We start from the raw sequence: 20757 nt of genomic DNA, 5'->3' as shown, positions 1-20757 counted from the left end.
ACAGCGCTCGGACAGCGCGCGATCAGCCCGCCCTCAGGCCACGCATCGTGTCGCGGCGCTACGGTGGTCCGAGATCGCGGGCAGACGCCCGGAGGGGAGTGGAGGACGCCATGACGGATGACAACGGAACCGGCACGGACCAGGGCGCGAGCACGGGCGGCGAGGCCTCCGGACCCCGCGCCGGGTGGTACCCGGACCCGGCGGGCTCGTCCCGTCAGCGCTGGTGGGACGGGACCGGCTGGACGGAGTCGCTCCGCGACGCGCCGGCGGCCACTCCCACCGCCCCGGCCGGGAGCGGGTCGGCGCAGGCCGCCGTGACTCTCGTTCCGCCGACCGCACCGACTCCGCCCGCGCCGCCCGCCGAGCGTCCCGCCTACGGGGAGACGTCGAGCGGAGCGGCGACGAGCTACGGGCAGTCGGCCTCGGGTCGGTATCCGCAGCAGCCGTCGTCCGCCGACCCGCAGCAGAGCTACGGCCAGCAGGGCTACGGGCAGCAGGGCTACGGGCAGGGCTACGGCCAGCAGGGCGCCGGCCAGCAGCAGCCGCAGCAGCCGCAGCAGGGCTACGGCCAGCAGGCTCCCCAGCAGTACGGCCAGCAGCAGCAGCAGCCCTACAACCAGCAGCAGCCGCAGTACCCGGCCTACTCCACGGCTCCCGGAGCACCCGTGCAGCAGCGCGACACGAGCATCGTCACGTCCACCCCGTGGATCTGGGTGGTGGTCCTCCTGCCGCTGCTCTCGGCGCTGTCGATCTTCCTCCTCCCGCCGAGCGCGATCGTCGACTCGTCGATGGCCTCGACCTACGGGCCGAGCTCCTCGATGGGGATGTCGACGGCCTACCTCGTCGGCCTCGGCGTGCTCCAGGTCGTCGGCTTCCTGATCTACGCGGCGGAGGTCGTCTTCGCCTTCCTCGACTGGCGCCAGCTGAAGCGAGCCGGCCTGCAGCGTCCGTTCCACTGGGCGTGGGCCTTCCTCGCCGCTCCCTACGTCTACGTGATCGGCCGAAGCGTGGTCGTGAAGCGCGTGACCGGCGGCGGCCTCCTCCCGCTCTGGGTCTTCCTCGGCGTCGTGGTCGTGTCGTTCCTCATCGCGATCGGCTGGACGGTGTCGCTGTTCTCCCAGATGACGCAGGCCTTCGCTCCCGCGGGCTTCTGAACCCGTGCGCGCCGCCGATCTCGTCCTGACCGGCGGCGCCGTCTTCACCGCCGACGCCGTGCGCTCCCGAGCGCACGGCGTCGCTGTCGTCGGAGGGCGGATCGTCGCGGTCGGCGCCGACGCCTCCGACCTGATCGGGCCGCGCACCGAGGTGGTCGACCTCGAGGGCCGGATGCTCGTCCCCGGCTTCCAGGACGCCCACGTGCACCCGGTCTGGGGCGGCGCCGCGCTGCTGCGCTGCTGGCTCGGAGCGGGAGGGTCGCCCGCCGAGCACCTGGCGACGGTCGCCGGGTACGCGGCTCGGGAGAGCGGAGCGGAGTGGATCCTCGGCGGCGGCTGGAACCTGCCCGACTTCCCCGGAGGCACCCCGACCGCCCGCGAGCTCGACACGGTCGTCCCTGACCGGCCCGCCTTCCTCACCAACGCCGACGGGCACGGCGCCTGGGTCAACTCCGCCGCACTGCGCCTCGCGGGGATCGACCGCACGACGCCGGACCCCGCTGACGGCCGCATCGAGCGCCTGGCCGACGGCACCCCCTCCGGCACCCTGCACGAGGGGGCGATGGACGCGGTCCGCCGCCACCTCCCGCCCGCGAGCGCGGACGAGCTCCACCGCGCGCTACTCCTCGGGCAGGAGACCCTGCACTCGTTCGGAGTGACGGCGTGGCAGGACGCGATCATCGGCTCCTACGGCGATGTGGGCGACCCCGGTCCGGTGTACCGCCGCGCGGCGCTGAACGGCGAGCTGACCGGGCGCGTCCGCGGTGCGCTGTGGTGGGACCGGGGCCGCGGCATCGAGCAGATCCCGGAGCTCGTCGAGCGGCGCGCGGCGCTCGCCGCCGACCGCTTCGCGCCGACGACCGTCAAGATCATGCAGGACGGGGTCGCCGAGAACTTCACGGCGGCGATGCTCGAGCCCTACCTCGACGGGCACGGCGGCCATGGTCACGGCGACGGCCTCTCGATGGTCGACCCGCGCCTCCTGAACGAGGCCGTGCCGCTCCTGGACGCGGCCGGGTTCCAGGTGCACTTCCACGCGATCGGCGATCGTGCCGTACGCGAGTGCCTGGACGCGGTCGAGCGGGCGATCCAGGCGAACGGGCGCCGCGGCAACCGCCACCACCTCGCCCACCTGCAGGTCGTGCATCCGGACGACCTGCCGCGCTTCCGTGCGCTCGACGTCGCGGCCAACCTGCAGATGCTGTGGGCCTCGCTGGAGCCGCAGATGGTGGAGTTGACGCTGCCGTTCCTCGGTGAGCGGCGCGGCTCGTGGCAGTACCCGTTCGGCGACCTGCTCCGCTCGGGCGCGGTGCTCGCCGCGGGGAGCGACTGGCCGGTGTCGACGCCCGACCCGCTCGCCGCGATCCACGTCGCGGTGAACCGGCTCTCGGCGCCCTCCGAGCGCGAGCCGGGGTGGAGCGAGGAGGTGTTCCTCCCGGAGCAGCGCCTCGACCTCGCCACCGCCCTCTCCGCCTCCACGGCCGGCTCGGCGTGGGTGAACGGCCTGGAGGGCGAGTCGGGCTCGATCGCCGTGGGACTCGCGGCGGACTTCGCCCTGCTGGACCGGGACCCCTTCGCCGGCGACCCCCGGGCGATCGGGGACACCCGGGTGCTGGGCACCTGGATCGGCGGCGAGCGCGTCCACACCGCAGCGGACGCGCCCGCCTGATCCGGGTCGTTCAGGAGGCGGCGCTCAGCAGGTGATCGCTCCGCCGATGATCCCCGCGAGCAGCCCGCCGGTCGCGGAGGCGATCGCGCCGGGACCGGAGATCGCGCCGATCACCCCGCCGGTCGCGGCACCGCTGACGCCGCTCCCGGCGACGCAGTGGCCCCACTCGGGCGAGCTCCAGTCGCTGTTCAGGTGCAGGCCGCCCACCGCCGAGCGGGACGCCGAGTCCGGGGCGAAGTGGAAGGTGAGCGTGTCGGAGTCGTCGATCGACCAGTGGCCCGACACGGTGCGGCCGCGTCCGACGTCGATCCTCTCCGGGAGTGCGTCGGACGTCTCGGCGCCGTCCGTGAAGCCGACCCCGCCGCCCGCCAGCTCGACGATCCGCGTGTCGTCGGTGACGTCGAAGGTCACCGTCGACGCCGATCCGCCCCGTGCCTCGAGGTGCACCCGGCTGCTCGTCTCCTGCCTCGCCGGCTCGGCGTGCGCGGCCTGCTCTGTGAACAGCGGCACCGCCAGCAGAGCGGCCGCCGCCGCGACCAGTGCCGTGCTCGTCCTCTGTCGTTCCATCGTCGTTCCCTCCCTCGGATTCCGATCCAGGAGGGAGGGCTCAGCGCCGCCGGTCGACGAGGGCGAGGACGACGGACGCCACCGCTGCCGCGACGGCGGCGGTGACCACGACGTCCCACGGATCCTCGGCGCCCACCGCGGTCGCGACGAGGTGCCCGGCCAGGACGCCGACGAACAGTGCCGGCAGCATCAGCCAGATGCGCCGTCTCCGTCGTGCCGCCGTACCGGCCTGTTCCCTGTCGCTCATGCTCGCCCTCCTGGATTCACCATACAGGTATGGAGTACCAGGCGGTCGCGACGCGCGTCGAGGAGATGGCGCGATCCGTCAGGCCTCGCTGCGCTGGATGAGGCGGGAGAGGACGATCGCGGAGCGCGTGTGGTCGACGTTGGGCGCGATGCGGACCTTCTCGAGGGCGAGCTCGAGGCTGGGGATGTCGCGCGAGCGGATGTGGACGATCGCGTCGGCGGAGCCGGTGACCGTGCCCGCGTCGACGACCTCGGGGACCGCGGAGAGGATGCGGCGGAGCTCGTCCGGAGCGACGGTGCCGCGGCAGAAGAGCTCGACGTAGGCCTCGGTGGCCATGCCGTCGACCGCGGGGTCGACCTTGATCGTGAAGCCGCGGATCACGCCGTCGGCCACGAGTCGGTCGACGCGGCGCTTCACCGCGGAGGCGGAGAGCCCGACCACGCCGCCGATGTCGCCGTAGCCCGCGCGGGAGTTCTGGCGCAGCAGATCGAGGATCTTCCGATCGATGTTGTCCATGCTCCGAGGATAGGCGCGGCCGGAGCGGCGCCTGGACGGCAGCAGAGTGCCACTGGAGATTCGTGACGCCCGGCTATATAGTTGCTCTCGGTCAATAGTTGATCGCAGTCAACTAGAACCGCCGCCGTGCTGAAGAGGAGCCCATGTCATACCCCGAACACCGCGCCGCATCGCGCGGAACCACCGCGCCGCACGCCCCCGCCGGGCCGGACGGCGCCATGTCGCACCGCCAGGTGCTCGAATCGCTCAGCGGCCTGCTGCTGGGCATGTTCGTCTCGATCCTCGCGGGCACGGTCGTGTCGACCTCGCTGCCCCGGATCATCTCCGACCTCAAGGGCGACCAGAACGCCTACACCTGGGTCGTCACCGCGACCCTGCTCGCGACCACGGTCTCCACCCCGCTCTGGGGCAAGTTCGCCGACCTGTTCAACCGCAAGCTGCTGATCCAGCTCGCCCTCGGGCTGTTCGTCATCGGCTCCGCCCTGGCCGGCTTCTCGCAGGACACGAACATGCTGATCGTCTTCCGCGTGTTCCAGGGCCTGGGCGCCGGCGGACTCGCCGCGCTGAGCCAGATCATCATGGCCGACATCATCAGCCCCCGTGAGCGCGGCAAGTACGCCGGCCTCTTCGGCGGCGTGATGGCGATCGGCACCGTCGGCGGCCCGCTCCTGGGCGGCGTCGTGACCGACGCGTTCGGCTGGCGCTGGAACTTCTTCATCGCGATGCCCGTCGCGATCGTCGCGATCGTCCTCCTCCAGATGACCCTCCGCCTCCCCGCGCACCCGAAGCGCAAGGTGCGGATCGACTACCTCGGCGCCGTGCTCATCGCGGGCGGCGTCTCGCTCCTGCTGATCTGGGTCTCCCTCGCCGGCAAGAACTTCGACTGGGCCTCGTGGGAGACCGCGGTCATGGTCGGCGGTGCCGTCGTGCTGCTGATCGCCGCCGTGATCACCGAGCTCACCGTGGCCGAGCCGATCATCCCGATGGGGATGTTCAAGAACCGCACCTTCAGCCTCGCCGTCGTGGCGAGCATCTCGGTCGGCGTCTCGATGTTCGGCGTCGCCGTCTTCCTCGCGCAGTACATGCAGCTGGCCCGCGGAGCCACGCCGACCCAGTCGGGCCTGCTCACCATCCCGATGATGGCCGGCCTGCTGATCGCGTCGACGATCTTCGGCGGGATCATCTCCCGCACCGGCAAGTGGAAGGCGATCATGATCAGCGGCGGCGTGCTCGCCGTGATCGGAACCTCCCTCCTCAGCACCCTCCGCTACGACACGGACCTGGTCCTCGTCGGGATCTACATGGCCGTCCTCGGCGCCGGCCTGGGCATGCTGATGCAGAACCTCGTCCTGGTGGTGCAGAACTCGATCGAGGTGAAGAACCTCGGCGTCGCGACCAGCGCGGTCACGTTCTTCCGCAGCCTCGGCGGCACCGTCGGAGTCTCGGTCCTGGGCTCGATGCTCGGCACCGTGATCGCCGACCGCATCAAGACCGGCATCGCGGGTCTCGCTCCCGCCGACCAGGCTCTCGCCGCGCAGGCGCTGGGCAGCGGCACGATCCCGCAGCCGGCGACCCTGCCCGACGCCGTGCGCGTCGTGGTCGAGAGCGCCTACGGGATCGGCGTGGGCGACGTGTTCCTCTACAGCATCCCGCTCGCCGTGGTCACGCTGATCGCCGTCGTCCTCCTGCCCAACGTGAGCCTCGGCTCGAAGAACGCGGTGCAGCTCAAGGCGGAGCCGACCACTCCGCTGCAGGCCGCGGAGGACGCCCTCATCGCCGCCTCGGACGGCCAGGCGGCGCTCCGCCCCGTCGGCCAGGCCCGGCGGACGGACGACGCGACGCACGCCCGGGAGGGTCGCGAGGCCACTCCCGCCGGACACGGCCGCCACGCCGACGAGGAGCGGCAGGAGGAGCCGGTCGGGCACGCCCGGCACGCTGCTCCCACCGGCTCGGTCGACGTGATCGAGCGCTCCTGATGCCCGCCGCCGCGCCCTCGGCCGAGGCGCTGCACGAGGTCGAGGAGCAGATCACCGTGCTCGCCGTCCAGGTGCGCCTCGCCGTCCGGGACGCGGCGGCGTCGATCGACCCGGCGCTGCCGCCCTTCGGACTGCGGCTGCTGCGGATCCTCGAGCGCTGCGGTCCGGTCCACTCCGGCGCCGCGGCGGAGCGGCTCGGGGTCGACCGCAGCGCGATCAGCCGCCAGGCCCGCCAGCTCGCCGAGCTGGGCCTGGTCGAGATGACCTCCGATCCCGCCGACGGCCGAGCGCGGTTCCTCTCGCTCAGCTCGGCCGGATGCGAGCGGATGCGCGACCTCGGCGGCCGTCAGCGGCAGCGGATGCAGGAGGCGCTGAGCGCCTGGCCCGAGGAGGACCTGCGCGCGTTCGCGGGATATCTGGAGCGGCTGACCGCGGCGGAGTGAGCCGCGTGATCTGAACGAGTGGCGCGGACCGATGCGGTCCGCGCCACTTCTGCGTGCCGCCGGACGCGGCGCGGGCGCGCTGACCGCGCGCCGTCTCGCGCCACCCGGTGCCGACGCCGTCGTGGTCGTTCTACATTTCCTGAGATGTTCTCACTCAGGAGGCGATGACCCTGTTCTCTTTCGACCATGCAGCAGCGGCGGAGCTGGTCCGCGCCTCGGACGAGGCGGCGGAGGCGCTCGCCTCCGAGGGGCTGCTGAGGTCCGTCGCTGCCGAGTACGCGCTGGGCGAGTTCCGCGGCGCGTACGCCGAGCGGTTCCGCCGGGTCTGCGTCTGCGACAGGGAGAACCGCGGTCGGCTGAGCGCCGAGCTGCACGAGCTCGCCGACACGGTGCGGCTCGTGGCACGGAAGGCCGAGGAGGAGCGTCGGCGCCGGGAGGAGTACGCGGCCTGGGAGCGGCGGGCGGACGAGCGCGAGCAGCAGCGCCGCCTCGATCCGGTCGCGGCCCTCGCGGCGGGAGTCGACGAGGTCGTCGACCGGCCGCCGTCCGATCGGCCGGTCGTGCCTCCGCCGATCCGTGCGCTGTTCTCCCCCCGGTCGGTGCCCCGCACGTCCCCGGGCGGCCCCGCCGCGGGAGGCATGACCTCCGCCGACCCCGAGCGCCTCGACGTCTTCGTCTCGCAGACCCGGCAGGCGGACGAGGCGATGCGCTCCCGGCTCCAGGATCTGATGGCCGCCTGGGGAGCCTTCGGCAACCGCTGCTCGTGGGCGCCGGTCGAGTCCTTCTCGGTGCTCCGGGGCTTCCGCGAGCTGCTGTCGATCGGTGCGGCCGACGCGACCTGGGTCGAGCAGATCTCCCTGGCCTTCACCGCCGCCGGGGGAGCGGCGCTCTCCATTCCCGTCCTCGACGCCGTCGGCACCCTGGCGCGGCCCCGGGGCGGCCGGAGCCTGCTCGACTCCCTCGCGGCGCTCTCGTCCGACGATCTCGCGACACTCCTGGCGGCGTCGCCCGACCTCGCGGCGCGCCTCGGGCGACTGGCTCCGACCCTCGTGAACGACTGGTGGCGGAGCCTCGACTCCACGGACGGCGCGCGCTTCTCGCCGCAGCAGGAGGCGCTGGTCGCCGGTCTGCCCGGGGTGATCGGGAATCTGGAGGGGGTGCCCTACCGCGCCCGGGCGAGGGCGAACGAGAGGGCGCTGAGGGCGCGGATCGCGGCGCTGAGGAGCGAGGCGGCGGGCCTGCGCGGGAAGGCGGGCGACGGGGAGCGACTCGCGGCGGTGGAGTCGCAGCTGGTGGCGCTGAGGGACGTGCGGGCATCGCTCCGGCGCGGTCTCGGTCAGGACCCGCGCTTCCTCATCTCCCTGACCGCCGACGAGCCTCCGCTCGCCGCCGTCTCGATCGGCGATCCCGACACCGCCACGAACGTCACCTACGCCGTCCCCGGGATGGGACAGACGACGGAGAGCATGACCCGATGGGCGAAGGCGTCGCAGAATCTGCAGTCGCTCCTCCCGCCCGGCAGCGCCGTCGTCTCCTGGATCGGCTACGAGACCCCGCCGATGGCGCGGCTCGGCGGGAACGGCATGGACGTCCTCACCTCGAACCAGGCGGTCGCCGGCGGCGCCGCACTCGCCTCGGCTGTCCAGGGGCTCTCCGCGGTCCGGGGCGACGACCTGCCGAAGCCGAACGTCGTCGCCCACTCCTACGGCAGCACCGTCATGGCCGTCGCCGCCTCGCGCTCGGACGTCGAGCTCGGGGTCGTCGTGACGCTGGGCTCGGCCGGCCTCCCGGACAGCGTCGACGAGGCGAGCGACCTGCACGCGGAATCCGTCTTCGCGGGGCAGGCGCGGGACAAGTACCTCGGCGAGACCGAGAGCGGCGACGAGGCCGCGTGGATGGGCCGCGCCTTCAGCTGGAACCACCACACGGATCCCGCTGACGAGGACTTCGGCGCGCGCGTCTTCGGTGTGGAGACCGGAGGCGACGCCGGGAGGATCGTGACGGATCACGCTGCGCTGAAGAGCGACGACGGCGATCTCGCGGGGTATCTCGACCCGAACACCGAGTCCCTGCAGAACGCGGCGTGGGCCGTCTCCCGGCGACTCGACCTGCTGACCGAGAACCGGCCGCTCGGACCGACCGCCTTCCAGAAGGCGGTCGTGGGAGCCTCCCATGGCGGGTAGAGGCTCTCCTCAGCGGACGGGCGTCGCGCTGACCGTCGCCGCTCTGCTCGTGATGTCGATGACCGCTTGTGCAACGGAGAAGGAGGCGAGACCGGTGAGCACGATGAGTCCTCGGGAGGGTCGGGATCGGGTGGTGGAGTTCGTGCGGGACTCCGCGGGGCGGCTCGATGTGGAGGGGTGGTGGCCGCGGAGCGGCGCGGCCAGGCCCGATGTGTGCGGCCCCGGCGACCGGGTGAGCGGTGCGAGCTACAGCTACGCCTGGTGGGCCCCGGCGGGCACCGATGTCGAGGGGGATGCGCGGAAGGTCGCGGACTACTGGGAGTCGCTGGGGATGACGGTGAGAGTGACCGATTCGACTCCGCGCCCGACGGTCTACGGGCAGGGCGGACCGGTGCTGCGGGCGAGCTTCGTCACCGGCGCTGTCGAGGAGATGTACATGATCGGGGCGGAGATGCCGTGCGCGCCCGGCGATTTCGAATCACTCCTCCTCGAGGACGAGGCTCAGCGCGCGGCGGGTGCGGTCCTTCCGGGTGATGAAGGCGTCGTCCCGAAGCCGGATCCGTGGGACCTCCCACTCCCCTCCGATCCGTCGGGTTCCGGCTCGGAGGGATGAGCCGCCCCGTCCACCGCGTCCGGATCGGAGATGCCGACGTCGCTTCCGTTGCCGGGGGAGGGGTCGGCCTCAGCGCGGTGCGCCCACCAGCTGCGCGACGTGCACGACGAAGGCGCGGCGGCGGTCGCGCGTCTCCTCCCCGCCCCGGGAGGCGAAGGGGGTGAGGTGCCAGATCTCGCAGAGGCCGAGGAGGGCGATGAAGAGGTCGTCGGCGGACCAGCTCGCGTCGACGACGCCGGTGCGCTGCCACTCGAGGACCCGGGCCTCGGGGGCGGGGACCCCGCCGAGCTGCTCGCCGGCCTCCTCCCAGACGCCGGCTCCCTCCAGGCGCGCCCACGTGAGCAGGCGCAGGAACTCCGGGTGCTCCCACACATGGTCGAACATGCGGCCAGCGAGGTCGGGGAGGTCCGCCGCCTCGGCGAGGAGCGTCTCGTCGAGAGCGCCGAGCGCCTCGACGACGGTCGCGACGAACAGGCCGCGCTTGCCGCCGTAGTAGGCGTAGAGCCGCTCCTTGTTCAGACCCGCCGCCGCGGCCACACGGTCGACCCGGGCGCCCGCGAAGCCGTGGGCGGCGAACTCGACGGAGGCCGCGCGGAGGATCCGCTCGCGCGCGGGCAGCGCCGCATCTGATGTCGGCTCCATGGTTCACCTCCGGGCGCTCGAACGATACACTCTTCTTCGCCCAACCAACTGGTTGGGGTGGTTCGGCCCCGATGACGCGGCTCGGATCCGGACCCGCCGGTCCCGCTCCGCTCCGTGTGAAAGGCCGCCATGCCCTCCCCGTCCGCTCCCTCCTCCGCCCGCCGCTGGTGGGTGCTCGTGATCCTCGCGCTCACGCAGCTCGTCGTCGTGCTCGACGGCACCATCGTCACGATCGCGCTCCCCGCCGCACAGGCCGACCTCGGCCTCACCGACGTCGAGCGCCAGTGGGTCGTCACCGCCTACGCCCTCGCGTTCGGCGCGCTCCTGCTCCTGGGCGGCCGCATCGCCGACTACACCGGCCGCAAGCGCACCTACCTGATCGGGATGATCGGCTTCGGCGCCGCCTCCGCCTGGGGCGGCCTCGCCACCTCCGGCACCGAGCTGATCGCCGCCCGCGGGCTGCAGGGCGCCTTCGCCGCGCTGCTCGCTCCGGCCGCTCTGGCCCTCCTCACCGTCTCCTTCCCCTCCGGCCGCGAGCGGGGCACGGCCTTCGCCGTCTTCGGAGCGGTCGCCGGAGCGGGCGCCGCCGTCGGCCTCGTGCTGGGCGGGCTGCTCACCGAGTTCGCCGACTGGCGCTGGTGCCTCCTCGTCAACGTCCCCGTCGTCGTGGTCGGCGCGATCGCCGGCCAGCTGCTCGTCACCGAGAGCCGCGCGGAGGGGCGCAACCGCTTCGACGTCGCCGGGACGATCACCGTCGCGCTCGGGCTCGCGAGCGTCGTCTACGGCTTCACCCTCGCCGAGCAGGGCTGGCTCCGCGTCGACACCCTCGGCTTCCTCCTCGTCGGCGTGCTGCTGCTGGCCCTCTTCGTGCGGATCCAGGCCCGCTCCGACCACCCGTCGCTGCCGCTGCGCATCGTCGCCGACCGCGTCCGCGGCGGAGCCTTCCTGGTCCAGGCGATCGTCGGCAGCGTGATGATCGGCTCCACCCTCTACCTGACCCTGCACCTGCAGCTGGTCCTGGGCCTGCCGCCGCTCGAGGCGGGCCTGGCCAATCTGCCGATGACGGTGACGATCATGATCGTCGCCGGAGTCGCCGCCAAGCTGCTGCCGCGCATCGGCCCGCGCGTGCTGATGATCGTCGGCCCGCTGATCGCGGCGGCCGGGCTCCTCTACCTGAGCCGCATCACCCCCGACGGCGGCTACCTCCTCGAGGTGCTGCCCGCGCTGATCCTCCTGGGCGTCGGCATGGCGATGGTCTTCGTGCCGCTGCAGAATCTCGCGCTCACCGGAGTCGCGGCCCACGACGCCGGTGCCGCCGGAGCGACCGCCAACGCCGCCATGCAGATCGGCGGCTCGATCGGGCTGTCGATCTTCACGACCCTCTACGCGGGAGTCGCGGGTGAGCAGCAGTCGCCGGTCGCCTTCGTCGACGGCTACTCCGCGGTCTTCGTCGCGGCCGCGATCGGGCTGGTCGTGGCCTCCGTCGTCGCCGTCGCGATGATCCGGGTGAAGAAGGAGGAGTTCCTCGCTCAGGCTCCGAAGGAGGCCGTCGCCCACCTGGGCTGATCCCGGCCTAGGCTCGGAAGCGCTATGCAGCCACTGACCGAGACCGAGATTCGCGAGTCCTTCGTCAACGCCTCCCGCAAGGAGGTCGCCGATCTCGCGCTGCCGAAGGACTTCGACGCGCTCGACTGGTCGGTCATCGACCATCTCGGCTGGCGCGACCGGAGGATGGGCCGCCGCGCCTACGTCGTCGTGCCGCTGGAGGAGCGCCTCGTCGGGGTCCTGCTCACCCAGGCCGACGCCCTGCCGCGCTCGCGGGCGCAGTGCTCGTGGTGCCGCGACGTGCAGCTCCCGAACGACGTCGTCTTCTTCGGGGCGCGGAAGGCCGGAGCGGCCGGGCGGGCGGGGGACTCGCTCGGCACGCTCGTCTGCTCCCGCTTCGAGTGCTCGATGAATGTGCGGCGGCGCCCGTCGGTGGCCTACATCGGGTTCGACCTCGAGGCGGCGCGAGCGCAGCGGATCGCGACTCTGCGGGCGCGCACCGAGGGCTTCGCGCGCGAGGTGCTCGGCGAGGCGTGACCGCGCTCAGCGGCGCGTGGACGCGCGCACGTGCATCCGCTCGCCCTGGCGGCCGAAGAGGCTGAGGAACTCGACCTGCTGCTCGTCGGCGCGGCCGAACCAGTGCGGCACCCGGGTGTCGAACTCGGCGGCCTCGCCGGCCGGCAGCACCAGATCGTGCTCGCCGAGCCGCAGGCGGAGCCGCCCGCTCAGCACGTAGAGCCACTCGAAGCCCTCGTGCGCGCGCTGCTCCGCCGGCTCCGTCACCGGCCCGGCCGGGAGCGTGTGCTTGAACGCCTGGAGCGCGCCCGCGTCGCGGCTGAGCGGCTGGATGAGCATGCCGTTCCGGCGCACCGGCCGGCCGTGCACGCGGGGATCCTCCGGCGCGGCGCCGACGAGCTCGTCGAGCGGCGCCCCGAGGGCGCGGGCGATCGGGAGGAGCAGCTCCAGCGTCGCGCGGCGGCCTCCGCTCTCGAGGCGCGAGAGGGTGCTCGCCGAGATGCCGGTCTCGGCCGCGAGGGACGCGAGCGTGCGGTCGCGGCGGGTGCGCAGGCGCCGGAGCCGTGGTCCGACGGCGGCGACGATCTCGTCGTCGGAGGGGGCGGGCGGGGTCTCGGGCACGACGCCATCCTGGCACGGGCGGTCGCGCCGCATGCCGGAACGGCACGGATCCTCGCGGCCCGCCCCGGGGCGGCGGAGCATCGACCCATGACCTCCACCGACGCCCCCACCGGCCCGTCCGTCCCTGCCCCCGCCGACGTCCTGATCCTCGGCGCCTCCTTCGCAGGCCTCGCCGCCGCCACCGCCCTCGGCCGCAGTCTCCGCGACGTCCTCGTCGTCGACGGCGGACCTCCGCGCAACGCACCCTCGCCCGGTGCCCACAACGTGCTGACCCGCGACGGCGTCCCGCCCACGGAGCTGGTGCGCCTGGCGCGCGCCGAGGCCGAGGGCTACGGAGCCCGGGTGGTCGAGGGCGAGGCGGTCCGCGCCTCCGCGGGTGCCGAGGGCGTGACCGCGACCCTCGCCGACGGCACGGTCCTCCGCGCGCGCCGCCTCCTGCTCGCGACCGGCGTCCGCGACCTGCTGCCGGAGATCCCCGGGCTCGGCGCCCGCTGGGGACGGGACGTCCTGCACTGCCCCTACTGCCACGGCTTCGAGGTACGCGGCCGGCGGATCGGCGTGCTCGGCAGCTCGTTCGCCGGGCACCAGGCGCAGATGTTCCGTCAGCTCAGCGACCGGACGTCGATCCTGCTCCACGGCGCACCCGCGCCCGCCGGCGACGAGGCGGCGGCGCTGGCCGCCCGCGGGATCGCTCTCGTGCCGGGTCGCGTCGAGAAGGTCCTCGTCGAGGACGACCGCCTGGTCGGCGTGCTGATCGACGGTCGGCGGCACGAGCTCGACGCGCTCGTCGTCGGCCCGCGGGTCGAGGGGCGGCTCCCCGAGGGGCTCGGCCTCGAGCTCGCCGACCACCCGTCGGGAGTCGCGCGGCACCTCGCCGTCGATCCGATGGGCCGGACCGGCGTCGCCGGGGTCTTCGCCGCGGGCTCGCTGGTCGAGCCGATGGCGCAGGTCGTCGCCTCGTCCGCCGACGGGCTGCGCGTGGGCGCGGCGATCAACCACGACCTGATCGAGGAGGAGATCGCCGCAGCGCTGCGGGCCGCCTGACGTGCGCTCAGCGGCGGCGGTACTCCAGCTCCGGGCGGCCGGGGGAGCCGTAGCGGGGCGCGCGGTCCGCGACTCCGGAGTCGGCGAGGTGCTCGAGGTAGCGGCGGGCCGTCACCCGCGAGATGTCGAGGCGGGTGGCGAGCTCGGCCGCCGAGAGGCCGACGGGGCCCAGCAGCGCGGTGACGGCCTCGAGGGTCTGCGCCGAGAGCCCCTTGGCCAGACCCGGGGCGTTGGAGGTGCGGAGCGCCGCGAAGGCCCCGTCCACCTCGTGCTGGCTGGCGACGTCGGCGCCGTGCATCCGCTCGCGGTACGACCGGTAGCTGGCGAGCTTGGCGGCGAACGCGCTGAAGACGAACGGCTTGATCAGGTACTGCACGATGCCGGCGGCGACGGAGGCGCGCACGTTCGCGGCGTCGCGGACGGCGGTGATCGCGATGACGTCGACGTCCAGGCCCGCCGCCCGGACGGCCCGGCAGAGGTCGAGGCCGCCCATGTCCGGCAGGTTCATGTCGAGCAGGATCAGCGCGATGCCCGGGTCCGCGCGCAGGGCCCGGATCGCCTCCGCCCCGCTGCCGGCGACCGCGGCCACCTCGAAGCCGTCGACCCGCCGGACGTAGTCGGCGTGGGCGCTCGCGGTCAGCGGCTCGTCCTCGACGACGAGCACCCGGATCACGACGCCACCCGCGCGGGCAGCGGCAGCTGCACCGTGAACACCGCGCCGACGTGGCGCGAGACCTCGATCGAGCCGCCGAGGCGCTCCACCACCTGCTGCACCAGCGCCAGGCCGATGCCGCGGCCGAAGCCGTCCGACTCCTTCGTCGAGTAGCCGCGCGCGAAGACGTCGGCGGCGCTCGCGACTCCGGGGCCGCTGTCCGACACCTGCACCACCAGCTCGCCCTCCGCGAGGCCGAGGTAGACCTCCACCCACGGCTCGCGGTCCGGAGCGGAGGAGGCGGCCGCGTCGAGGGCGTTGTCGATCAGATTGCCGAGCACCGTCACGAGGTCCCCGGGCTCCAGCCCCTGCGTGCCGGGCTCGAGGTGCGTCTCGAAGTGCAGCTCGACGCCGCGCTCGCGGGCCTGCGCGGCCTTGCCCAGCAGCAGGGCGGCGATCACCGGCTCCTGCACGGAGCCGAGGACCCGGTCGGCCAGGCGCTGGCTGAGGTTCAGCTCGCCGGCGGCGAACGCGAGCGCCTCGTCGGGGCGGCCGAGCTCGATCAGCGACGCGATGGTGTGCAGGCGGTTCGAGAACTCGTGGGTCTGCGAGCGCAGCGCGTCCGAGAGGGTGCGCAGCGACTCCAGCTCGCCGCTCACCCGCTGCAGCTCGGTGCGGTCCCGGAGCGTGACGACCGTGCCGAGGGGGCGGGCTCCGGGGGAGGCGGCGGGCCGCTCGTTCACCACGAGGATCCGCTCGCGGGCCACGACCAGGCGGTCCGAGACGGGCTCGTCGTCCTGCAGCAGCTCGCGCAGGGCGCCGGGGAGGTCGAGCTCGGCGACCGGTACCGGCGTCCGCACGCCCTCGAGCCCGAGCAGCTCCAGCGCGTGGTCGTTGGCGAGCACCAGCCGGCCGCGGTCGTCGACCAGCAGCAGCCCCTCCCGCACCGAGTGCAGGACGGACTCGTAGTAGGCGAATACCTGGCTCATCTGCTCCGGGCCCCGCCCGCCCGTCACCCGCCGCAGGTAGCGGGCGAGGAGCCAGGAGCCGAGCGCGCCGAGCGCGACCGCACCGAGCGCGCCCCACGCGACGACCTGCACGCGGGCGGCGAAGGAGGCGTCCACGGCCGAGAGCGTGACGCCCGCCGACACGAGCGCGACGACCGCGCCGTCGGCGTCCTCGATCGGTGCGACGGCGCGGACGGAGGGTCCGAGCGTGCCGGTGTACGTCTCGGTGAAGGTCCGCCCCTCCAGCGCGGGCTCGATCGTGCCCTGGAACGGCAGGCCGATCCGGTCGCGGTCGCGGTGGGTGTACCGGGTGCGGTCGGGGGCCATGATCGTGAGGAAGTCGACGCCGGTGTCCCGCATGACCTCCTCGGCGTACGGCTGCAGGCTCGCGGAGGGATCCGCACCGGCCGTCGACTCGAGGACGAACGGATTGTCGGCCACCGTCCGCGCCACGACGAGGCTCCGCTGGGCGGCCTCGTCGCCCGCCCGGCTCCGCGCGTCGAGGGCCAGCACCGCGACGGCCGCCGCGGCTATCAGCAGGATGCTCAGCAGCTGCACGGCGAACAGGCGCGCGGCGATGCTGCCGCGCGGTCCGCGTGCGCTCGGCGTCCTGACCATGCCACTCCCTCGTGAGCGAGCGCTCGGGGCGCCCCGCCGTGAACAGTATGAACGCAACCGTGCCGGGCTCCGGAGGCGGGGCCACCATCGTCCTACCCCCTCACCTCGACGAAGAGAAGGACACCCCCATGGCGAAGACGCCTCAGACGCCGTCCGACCGGCTGATCCCCGCGGTCACCCCTCCGAAGACCCGGCGGCGCATCGACCGGAACCACTGGCTCTACATCGCCGTCATCATCGCCGTGGTCGCCGGCGTCGTGGTCGGACTCGTCGCTCCCGCCTTCGCGGCGACGCTCGAGCCCGTCGGCAAGGCCTTCGTCGGACTGATCAAGATGATGATCGCGCCGATCATCTTCTGCACCATCGTCATCGGCATCGGCTCCATCGCGAAGGCCGCCACGGTCGGCAAGGTCGGCGGACTCGCGCTGGGCTACTTCATCGTGATGTCGACCTTCGCCCTGGCGATCGGCCTCGTCGTCGGCAACATCCTGCACCCGGGCGAGGGCCTCGACATCTCGAGCGCCACCTACGACACCAGCGACCTCAAGGCCGAGAGCACCAGCGACTTCGTCCTCGGGATCATCCCCGTCTCGCTGTTCTCCTCGCTCGTGGACGGCAGCATCCTGCAGACCCTCTTCGTCGCGCTGCTCGTCGGCTTCGCACTGCAGAAGATGGGCGCCAAGGGCCAGCCGATCCTCGGAGCGATCAAGCAGCTCCAGGTCCTGGTCTTCCGCATCCTCTCGATGGTGCTCTGGGTCGCCCCGATCGGCGCGTTCGGCGCCATCGCCGCGGTCGTCGGCAAGACCGGCTGGGGAGCGGTCGTCGCTCTCGCCACCCTGATGATCGGCTTCTACATCACCTGCGCGATCTTCGTGGTCGTCGTCCTCGGCCTGCTGCTGCGCCTGGTGACCGGCGTCAGCATCTTCTCGCTGATGAAGTACCTGGCCCGCGAGTACCTGCTCATCGTCGGCACCTCCTCCTCGGAGGCGGCGCTGCCCCGCCTGATCGCGAAGATGGAGCACCTCGGCGTCTCCAAGCCCGTCGTCGGCATCACCGTGCCCACCGGCTACTCCTTCAACCTCGACGGCACGGCGATCTACCTCACGATGGCGTCGCTGTTCATCGCCTCGGCCACCGGAGCGCCGATGTCGATCCCGGAGCAGATCGGCCTCCTCCTCTTCATGATGATCGCCTCGAAGGGCGCCGCGGGCGTCACCGGAGCGGGCCTGGCCACGCTGGCCGGCGGCCTCCAGTCCTTCCGTCCCGACCTGGTCAACGGCGTCGGCGTGATCGTCGGCATCGACCGCTTCATGTCCGAGGCCCGCGCGGTCACCAACTTCACCGGCAACGCGGTCGCCACCCTTCTCGTGGGCACCTGGACCAAGCAGATCGACATGGTGCAGGTCCGCGAGGTGCTCGGCGGGCGCTCGCCCTTCGACGAGACCACGCTCGGAGCGGACGAGCACGAGGCCCCCGCGTCGGGGACCTCGATCACCGAGGGGATCGCCTCGATCCAGGACTCCGACGAGGCGTCGCGGATGCGCGCGGAGATCGCGGCCAAGCGCTAGCCGATCCGATCGCGAAGGCCCCGCCTCCCGGAACCGATCCGGGAGGCGGGGCCTCCGTCGTGCGCGGGTCAGTGCCTCCGCACCCCGAGCAGAGGCAGGGTCACCGAGCAGAGCGGCCCGATCAGCACCGCGAAGAGGAGGGTGCCGAGGCCGGCGTCGCCGCCGAGGGCCCAGCCGATGAGCAGCACCGTGAGCTCGACGCCCGAGCGCGCCACCCAGATCGGCAGGCCCGTGCGGGTGTGCAGGCCCAGCATCAGTCCGTCGCGGGGCCCCGGACCGAGGTGGGCGCCGATGTAGATCCCGCTCGCGACCGCCAGAAGCACGAGGCCTCCGGCGAAGAGCAGGCCGCGGGCCCACCACTCCTCCGGCGTCGCCAGCACGCGCAGCCCGACATCGATCATCGTGCCGACCACGAGCACGTTCAGCACGGTGCCGAGACCGGGCCGCTGTCGGAGGGGGATCCACAGCAGCAGGACGAGCAGGCCGATCACGTTCGTGAGCAGTCCGATCCCGAGCCCGGTCTGGTGCGCGACCCCCTGGGCGAAGACGGTCCACGGGTCCACGCCGATCGCCGCGCGGATCATCATCGCGTCGGCGAATCCGTAGAGGATCAGGCCCACCAGCAGGCGCGGCACGGGTCGGAGGCGCCACTGGCCAGCCGGGGGAGCGGCGGCGGCGACGGGAGCGGTGAGCGTCATGGACTCATCACAGCGCGACATTGGCCTTCTTCGCGCGGTCCAATCCGGCTACCTTGGACGCATGGCTGATGTCCACTTCGGCGCGCGCGCCCTGCAGACCCTCCTCGGCGACTGGTGCGAGCAGCGCGGCACCCGGCCCGCCTACCTCGCGCTGGCCGACCGGATCCGCCTCCTCGGGATCGACGGCCGCATCCCCGCGGGCAGCCGCCTGCCCGCCGAGCGCGAGCTCTCGGCCCGCCTCGGCGTCAGCCGCACGACCGTGGCCGCCGCGTACCGCGAGCTGCGCGACAGCGGCTACCTCGTCAGCGTGCGCGGCTCCGGCAGCGTCACCCGCCTGCCGGGAGCGGCCGTGCACGCGGTGCCCTCGCTCGCGCCGGACTTCCTCGACTTCACCAAGGCGGCACTGCCCGCCGTCCCCGAGCTGGCCGAGGCGTACACCCGCGCGGCGCAGGCGGCCCCCGAGCACTTCGACTCCGGCTCCTACGACACGGTCGGCCTGCCGGTGCTGCGCCGCGCGGTCGCCGAGCGCTACACCGCGCGGGGTCTGCGCACCGAGCCCGGCCAGATCATGGTGACCATCGGCGCGCAGCACGCGATCGCGCTCGTCGCCCGCACCCTGCTCGCGCGGGGCGACCGGGCGCTGATCGAGGCCCCGACCTACCCGCACGCCTACGAGGCCCTCCGGCTGGCCGGCGCGCGGCTCGTGCCGGTGAACGTCGATGGGGCGGACGGCTGGGACGGAGAGGGCCTGATCGCCGCGCTGCGCGGCACGAGCCCGAGCCTGGCCTACCTGATGCCCGACTTCCACAACCCGACGGGCCGCTCCATGGCCCCCGAGCTGCGGGAGCGGGCGATCGCCGCCGCGGCCCGGCAGGGCACGCTGATCATCGCCGACGAGACGACGGCCGAGCTCGATATCGACCGGCGGATGACGCCGCTGCCGTTCGCCGCCTACGGGCCCGAGGGGACGGTGCTCTCGATCGGCTCCGTCGGCAAGACGCTGTGGGGCGGCATCCGGATCGGCTGGATCCGCGCCGAGCGGGCGGTGATCCGCAAGCTGGCGCTGGCGCGCTCGGCGAGCGACCTCGGCACGCCGATCCTGGAGCAGCTCCTGGTCGCGGACATGCTCGGCCGGATGGACGGCGTGCTGGAGCTGCGGCGCTCGCAGCTGCGCGCCGGCCGCGACCACCTCGAGGCGGCCCTGGCGCGCGCGATCCCGGAGTGGAGCGTGCCGCGGGTCTCGGGCGGCCTCTCCACCTGGGTGGGCCTGGGCCGGCCGGCGAGCTCGCAGCTCGCGCTCGCCGCCCGGACGGCGGGCCTGCTGATCACCGCGGGCCCGCGCTTCGGGATCGACGGCGCCTTCGAGCGCTTCCTCCGCATCCCGATCGGCTACTCGCCCGAGGCGACCGACCGGGCCGTGGAGGCGCTCGCGACGGCGTGGGCGCAGGTCGCCCGGCACCCGGCGGCCGACCCGGGGTACCTCGCCGACGTGGTCTGAGGTGGAGTGCCCGCCGAGCGTGTGAGATCGTTCTCTCATGAGCGACGGGTACGGCTACCTGCTGGTCCACTTCGTGGAGGACCGGACCGGCCACAGCGAGAAGATCTTCTTCTCGCTCAGCCGGGGCGACGATCCGCTGCGCTGGCGAGCGCTCGGGCCGGTGCTGGAGTGGACCGGCGGCACGGGCGGCGTCCGCGACCCCCACATCGTCCGCGGGCCGCGGGGCTTCCACCTCGTCGCCACCGACCTCCGCGTCTGGCGGCCCGAGGGCCCGGACTGGGACCTCTACCGGCACCGGGGGAGCCGCGACCTCGTGGTCTGGGACTCCCCGGACCTCCTCGAGTGGTCCGAGCCGCGCGCGGTCGCCGTCGCTCCCGAGGGCGCGGGCATGGCCTGGGCGCCGGAGTCCGTCTACGACCCGGTCTCGGGCGACTTCCTCGTGCACTGGTCCTCCGGCCTGGCAGAGGACGGCGACCCCGCCACCGGCGAGACGGGCGACAGCCGCATCCTGCTCTCCCGCACGCGCGACTTCCGCACGTTCACCGAGCCCGAGACCTACCTGCGGCTTCCCGGCGGAGTGATCGACATGACGCTGCTGATCGAGGGCACGGCCGTCCACCGCTTCGCCAAGCAGCACGACGACGCCCCCGACACGATGCAGGTGTTCCAGCAGGTCGGCTCCTCCCTCCTCGCGGACGACTTCGCCACCGTCGCCCGGGGGATCGGGCAGGAGCTCGGCCCGAGCATCGAGGGGCCGCTGGTCTTCCGGCACCACCGCGAGGAGCGCTGGTCGCTCTGGGTCGACCAGTACGCCCTCCGCCCCTACGGCTACCGCGCCTACACGAGCACCGACCCGGCCTCGGGCCACTGGGAGCTCGCGGAGGAGTTCGACCTGCCCGAGGACACCAAGCACGGAGCGGTCCTCCCGCTCACCCGATCCGAGTACACGGCGCTCGACGAGCGCCACCCCGCCTGAGAGG

At 73.3% G+C, this 20757-nt stretch carries 20 protein-coding genes; 12 read left to right on the top strand and 8 right to left on the bottom strand.

Annotated elements, in window-relative coordinates; genetic code table 11:
* Nucleotides 1–110: 110 nt before the first annotated feature.
* Both C5C35_RS05980 and C5C35_RS05975 read left to right on the top strand, forming a co-directional pair.
* Nucleotides 111–1154 carry a DUF2510 domain-containing protein gene (locus C5C35_RS05980; protein WP_146084569.1) on the top strand — a complete coding sequence of 348 codons (1044 nt, stop codon included), beginning with the start codon at nucleotides 111–113 and terminating at the stop codon, nucleotides 1152–1154.
* Nucleotides 1155–1158: 4 nt separating this feature from the next.
* Nucleotides 1159–2823, top strand: a complete 1665-nt coding sequence (locus tag C5C35_RS05975) for an amidohydrolase (RefSeq protein ID WP_104262746.1) — start codon at nucleotides 1159–1161, stop codon at nucleotides 2821–2823.
* A 24-nt stretch (nucleotides 2824–2847) separates the two neighbouring features.
* Here the strand turns inward: C5C35_RS05975 and C5C35_RS05970 are convergent, their stop codons facing one another.
* From C5C35_RS05970 to C5C35_RS05965, 3 genes are all read right to left on the bottom strand, one after another.
* Nucleotides 2848–3390, bottom strand: coding sequence for a hypothetical protein (locus C5C35_RS05970; RefSeq protein ID WP_104262745.1), 543 nt, complete (start codon nucleotides 3388–3390; stop codon nucleotides 2848–2850).
* 40 nt (nucleotides 3391–3430) lie between these two features.
* On the bottom strand, nucleotides 3431–3637 hold the full coding sequence (locus tag C5C35_RS16680) for a hypothetical protein (protein ID WP_146076614.1): 207 nt from the start codon (nucleotides 3635–3637) through the stop codon (nucleotides 3431–3433).
* Nucleotides 3638–3715: 78 nt separating this feature from the next.
* Nucleotides 3716–4153 carry an Lrp/AsnC family transcriptional regulator gene (locus C5C35_RS05965; protein ID WP_104222855.1) on the bottom strand — a complete coding sequence of 146 codons (438 nt, stop codon included), beginning with the start codon at nucleotides 4151–4153 and terminating at the stop codon, nucleotides 3716–3718.
* Nucleotides 4154–4371: 218 nt separating this feature from the next.
* Between C5C35_RS05965 and C5C35_RS05960 the strand changes: the two genes are divergently transcribed.
* From C5C35_RS05960 to C5C35_RS05945, 4 genes are all read left to right on the top strand, one after another.
* Nucleotides 4372–6129, top strand: coding sequence for an MDR family MFS transporter (locus tag C5C35_RS05960; RefSeq protein ID WP_104237640.1), 1758 nt, complete (start codon nucleotides 4372–4374; stop codon nucleotides 6127–6129).
* The gene (locus C5C35_RS05955; protein ID WP_104237641.1) at nucleotides 6129–6572 is read left to right on the top strand and encodes a MarR family winged helix-turn-helix transcriptional regulator; all 444 of its coding nucleotides are present in this window, start codon (nucleotides 6129–6131) and stop codon (nucleotides 6570–6572) included. The genes C5C35_RS05960 and C5C35_RS05955 overlap by 1 nt, the downstream gene beginning before the upstream one ends.
* A gap of 164 nt (nucleotides 6573–6736) precedes the next feature.
* The gene (locus C5C35_RS05950) at nucleotides 6737–8755 is read left to right on the top strand and encodes an alpha/beta hydrolase (RefSeq protein ID WP_104262744.1); all 2019 of its coding nucleotides are present in this window, start codon (nucleotides 6737–6739) and stop codon (nucleotides 8753–8755) included.
* A gap of 49 nt (nucleotides 8756–8804) precedes the next feature.
* On the top strand, nucleotides 8805–9368 hold the full coding sequence (locus tag C5C35_RS05945) for a hypothetical protein (protein WP_146084568.1): 564 nt from the start codon (nucleotides 8805–8807) through the stop codon (nucleotides 9366–9368).
* 69 nt (nucleotides 9369–9437) lie between these two features.
* Here the strand turns inward: C5C35_RS05945 and C5C35_RS05940 are convergent, their stop codons facing one another.
* Nucleotides 9438–10010, bottom strand: a complete 573-nt coding sequence (locus C5C35_RS05940) for a TetR family transcriptional regulator (RefSeq protein WP_104222850.1) — start codon at nucleotides 10008–10010, stop codon at nucleotides 9438–9440.
* A gap of 129 nt (nucleotides 10011–10139) precedes the next feature.
* Here C5C35_RS05940 and C5C35_RS05935 point away from each other — a divergent pair, with 129 nt between their 5' ends.
* Complete coding sequence (locus C5C35_RS05935) at nucleotides 10140–11576, top strand: MFS transporter (RefSeq protein WP_104222849.1); 1437 nt, start codon at nucleotides 10140–10142, stop codon at nucleotides 11574–11576.
* Nucleotides 11577–11600: 24 nt separating this feature from the next.
* On the top strand, nucleotides 11601–12092 hold the full coding sequence (locus C5C35_RS05930; RefSeq protein WP_104246902.1) for an FBP domain-containing protein: 492 nt from the start codon (nucleotides 11601–11603) through the stop codon (nucleotides 12090–12092).
* A gap of 6 nt (nucleotides 12093–12098) precedes the next feature.
* Here the strand turns inward: C5C35_RS05930 and C5C35_RS05925 are convergent, their stop codons facing one another.
* The gene (locus tag C5C35_RS05925; RefSeq protein WP_104283164.1) at nucleotides 12099–12692 is read right to left on the bottom strand and encodes a helix-turn-helix domain-containing protein; all 594 of its coding nucleotides are present in this window, start codon (nucleotides 12690–12692) and stop codon (nucleotides 12099–12101) included.
* 87 nt (nucleotides 12693–12779) lie between these two features.
* Here C5C35_RS05925 and C5C35_RS05920 point away from each other — a divergent pair, with 87 nt between their 5' ends.
* A complete protein-coding gene (locus C5C35_RS05920) occupies nucleotides 12780–13736 on the top strand; it encodes an NAD(P)/FAD-dependent oxidoreductase (protein ID WP_104246901.1) in 957 nt (318 codons plus the stop codon).
* A gap of 7 nt (nucleotides 13737–13743) precedes the next feature.
* On the opposite strand, the gene C5C35_RS05915 is transcribed toward C5C35_RS05920, so the two are convergent.
* Together C5C35_RS05915 and C5C35_RS05910 are read right to left on the bottom strand one after the other, a co-directional pair.
* Complete coding sequence (locus C5C35_RS05915) at nucleotides 13744–14409, bottom strand: response regulator (protein ID WP_104223809.1); 666 nt, start codon at nucleotides 14407–14409, stop codon at nucleotides 13744–13746.
* Complete coding sequence (locus C5C35_RS05910; protein WP_104246900.1) at nucleotides 14406–16013, bottom strand: sensor histidine kinase; 1608 nt, start codon at nucleotides 16011–16013, stop codon at nucleotides 14406–14408. Before C5C35_RS05910 ends, C5C35_RS05915 begins: the two co-directional genes overlap by 4 nt.
* A 128-nt stretch (nucleotides 16014–16141) precedes the next feature.
* Between C5C35_RS05910 and C5C35_RS05905 the strand changes: the two genes are divergently transcribed.
* Nucleotides 16142–17581: a cation:dicarboxylate symporter family transporter gene (locus C5C35_RS05905; RefSeq protein ID WP_104223811.1), complete on the top strand. Its 1440-nt coding sequence runs from the start codon at nucleotides 16142–16144 to the stop codon at nucleotides 17579–17581.
* A 68-nt stretch (nucleotides 17582–17649) separates the two neighbouring features.
* Here the strand turns inward: C5C35_RS05905 and C5C35_RS05900 are convergent, their stop codons facing one another.
* Nucleotides 17650–18279 (bottom strand): YitT family protein, encoded by a 630-nt coding sequence (locus C5C35_RS05900; RefSeq protein ID WP_374953113.1) that lies wholly within the window; start codon nucleotides 18277–18279, stop codon nucleotides 17650–17652.
* Between the two features lie 61 nt (nucleotides 18280–18340).
* Between C5C35_RS05900 and C5C35_RS05895 the strand changes: the two genes are divergently transcribed.
* Entirely contained in the window at nucleotides 18341–19777 is a 1437-nt protein-coding gene (locus C5C35_RS05895; protein ID WP_104246899.1) for a PLP-dependent aminotransferase family protein, read from the top strand.
* Between the two features lie 37 nt (nucleotides 19778–19814).
* Nucleotides 19815–20753: a glycoside hydrolase family 43 protein gene (locus C5C35_RS05890; protein ID WP_104262742.1), complete on the top strand. Its 939-nt coding sequence runs from the start codon at nucleotides 19815–19817 to the stop codon at nucleotides 20751–20753.
* The last annotated feature ends 4 nt before the right edge of the window (nucleotides 20754–20757 follow it).

Origin of the sequence: Rathayibacter sp. AY1F8 (assembly GCF_002932165.1) — a bacterium.
Lineage (GTDB): Bacteria > Actinomycetota > Actinomycetes > Actinomycetales > Microbacteriaceae > Rathayibacter.
The sequence above is the reverse complement of the archived record's forward strand: the minus strand, read 5'-3'. Positions and strand labels throughout refer to the sequence as shown.

What these genes read in the sequence shown, in the direction of transcription:
- C5C35_RS05980 (WP_146084569.1), top strand. Translation starts at nt 111, where the DNA reads ATGACGGATGACAACGGAACCGGCACGGACCAGGGCGCGAGCACGGGC.
- C5C35_RS05970 (WP_104262745.1), bottom strand. Translation starts at nt 3,390, where the DNA reads ATGGAACGACAGAGGACGAGCACGGCACTGGTCGCGGCGGCGGCCGCT.
- C5C35_RS16680 (WP_146076614.1), bottom strand. Translation starts at nt 3,637, where the DNA reads ATGAGCGACAGGGAACAGGCCGGTACGGCGGCACGACGGAGACGGCGC.
- C5C35_RS05965 (WP_104222855.1), bottom strand. Translation starts at nt 4,153, where the DNA reads ATGGACAACATCGATCGGAAGATCCTCGATCTGCTGCGCCAGAACTCC.
- C5C35_RS05960 (WP_104237640.1), top strand. Translation starts at nt 4,372, where the DNA reads ATGTCGCACCGCCAGGTGCTCGAATCGCTCAGCGGCCTGCTGCTGGGC.
- C5C35_RS05955 (WP_104237641.1), top strand. Translation starts at nt 6,129, where the DNA reads ATGCCCGCCGCCGCGCCCTCGGCCGAGGCGCTGCACGAGGTCGAGGAG.
- C5C35_RS05950 (WP_104262744.1), top strand. Translation starts at nt 6,737, where the DNA reads ATGACCCTGTTCTCTTTCGACCATGCAGCAGCGGCGGAGCTGGTCCGC.
- C5C35_RS05940 (WP_104222850.1), bottom strand. Translation starts at nt 10,010, where the DNA reads ATGGAGCCGACATCAGATGCGGCGCTGCCCGCGCGCGAGCGGATCCTC.
- C5C35_RS05935 (WP_104222849.1), top strand. Translation starts at nt 10,140, where the DNA reads ATGCCCTCCCCGTCCGCTCCCTCCTCCGCCCGCCGCTGGTGGGTGCTC.
- C5C35_RS05930 (WP_104246902.1), top strand. Translation starts at nt 11,601, where the DNA reads ATGCAGCCACTGACCGAGACCGAGATTCGCGAGTCCTTCGTCAACGCC.
- C5C35_RS05920 (WP_104246901.1), top strand. Translation starts at nt 12,780, where the DNA reads ATGACCTCCACCGACGCCCCCACCGGCCCGTCCGTCCCTGCCCCCGCC.
- C5C35_RS05910 (WP_104246900.1), bottom strand. Translation starts at nt 16,013, where the DNA reads ATGGTCAGGACGCCGAGCGCACGCGGACCGCGCGGCAGCATCGCCGCG.
- C5C35_RS05905 (WP_104223811.1), top strand. Translation starts at nt 16,142, where the DNA reads ATGGCGAAGACGCCTCAGACGCCGTCCGACCGGCTGATCCCCGCGGTC.
- C5C35_RS05900 (WP_374953113.1), bottom strand. Translation starts at nt 18,279, where the DNA reads ATGACGCTCACCGCTCCCGTCGCCGCCGCCGCTCCCCCGGCTGGCCAG.
- C5C35_RS05895 (WP_104246899.1), top strand. Translation starts at nt 18,341, where the DNA reads ATGGCTGATGTCCACTTCGGCGCGCGCGCCCTGCAGACCCTCCTCGGC.
- C5C35_RS05890 (WP_104262742.1), top strand. Translation starts at nt 19,815, where the DNA reads ATGAGCGACGGGTACGGCTACCTGCTGGTCCACTTCGTGGAGGACCGG.